2 protein-coding genes are annotated in these 1,646 nt (G+C 50.7%); both read right to left on the bottom strand.

Features of this window, described 5'->3' with window-relative positions:
* On the bottom strand, positions 1–813 hold an 813-nt coding region (gene dprA, locus PGX78_RS08110; RefSeq protein WP_270446425.1), incomplete at its 3' end, for a DNA-processing protein DprA.
* Positions 814–815: 2 nt separating this feature from the next.
* On the bottom strand, positions 816–1,646 hold an 831-nt coding region (locus PGX78_RS08105), incomplete at its 5' end, for a YifB family Mg chelatase-like AAA ATPase (RefSeq protein ID WP_270446422.1).

The following is a 1,646-nucleotide window of genomic DNA, read 5'->3' as shown; positions in this document are numbered from 1 at the left end:
CGTACCGGCGCATAGTGGTGCGTATACGGACCCGGGAACGGAAAAAACATCACGCCCTTCTTCAAGGGCAAAGTCTGCCGTAATCAACGACCCGCTCCGCACGGCCGCTTCCACTACGACTACGGCTCGAGAAAGGCCGGCGATAACACGATTGCGAGCCGGAAAATTACACCCCAAAGGCGGTGTGCCGAAAGGAAATTCGCTGCAAACGACACCGCCGGCTCCGATAATTCTCCGAAACAAGGCCGCATTTTCCGGCGGATACGTTTTATCCAGACCGGCTCCCGTTACAACCCACGTCATTCCTCCACCCGCCAAGGTACCTAAATGTGCCTGTGTGTCAATTCCTCTCGCTCCTCCGCTGATAACTGTTACACCGGCCTCAGCCAAGGTGCATGCTAACCTGTGTGCCGCACGTAACCCGTACGTATCGGCCTTCCGCGACCCCACAAGAGCCACGGTCTTTTCCGTTTGCAAGAGACGACCGCAACAATACAATACAGGCGGCGGATTCACGGTACAGCGCAGCAGCTCGGGATAAGATTCATCATTCCACGTAAGAACAACGGCTTCGTATTTTTTTAAATTTTCTTTTATCTGCTCAAATGAATACATGGTGCGCCAGCTTACCAAGGCTCGCCTGAATTTTTCAGGAAGTCTTTCATCCCTTTCCCCTTCATACCAAATCGTCATCGCCGTACCGCACTTTTCAAATAAAGCACGCAAGGTGCCCGGACCCGTTCCGGGCATAGCCGCCAGAGCCGTTAAGCATTCTCTTTCCCCTTCACGTTTTATAAGTATCCCTTCCTTCATCCTTACTGGCGCTGTACCGTATCTCTGTAAGCAGCCGCTTCCGTAATATGGCAAGCTTCAATCACATCGGAACCGGCCAAGTCGGCAATAGTTCTGGCAACCTTTATGAGTCGATCGAACCCGCGAGGATTCAATTTCAAATGTTGGAAAATCCGAGCCGCTAATTCTTTTCCTTCGCTCGTAAGCGGACATGTTTCACGAATCTCTCTGTGCCCCATCAAACCGTTACGTAAGATTCCGTACGGTTTCAGGCGCATCGCCTGAATGTGCGCTGCCGCCGTAACACGCTCCCGAATAGCCGCAGAGGATTCTTGCCGCTGCGATGAAGATAATTCACTGTATAAAGGGCGTTCAACAGTAACATGCAAGTCGATGCGATCCAATAACGGCCCTGAAATTTTACGTACATATTTTCTGATTTCTCCGGCCGAACAAGTACAAACGTGATCTTTATCATGCAAATAACCACATGGACAGGGATTCATGGCCGCAATAAGGATAAAGGATGCCGGATAGGCTAAAGAAGCCCGTGCACGCACGATTCTCACATCACCGTCTTCCAGTGGTTGGCGCAATACTTCAAGAACGGAACGAGAAAACTCGGGCAATTCGTCCAAAAAGAGAACGCCGTTATGACTTAGTGTCACCTCTCCCGGCTTAGGCACGGAACCTCCTCCTATAAGACCTGCTGCAGATACGGTGTGATGGGGACTTCTGAAGGGCCTTTCCGTAATGCGACCTGCCTTGTTCAATATACCGGCTACACTGTAAATTCTCGTAACCTCTAAAGACTCGTTTACGGTCATAGGCGGTAAAATAGTAGGCATTCGTTT

Source organism: Megasphaera sp. AF13-6AC, assembly GCF_027685385.1.
Taxonomy (GTDB): domain Bacteria; phylum Bacillota; class Negativicutes; order Veillonellales; family Megasphaeraceae; genus Megasphaera; species Megasphaera micronuciformis.
The sequence above is the reverse complement of the archived record's forward strand: the minus strand, read 5'-3'. Positions and strand labels throughout refer to the sequence as shown.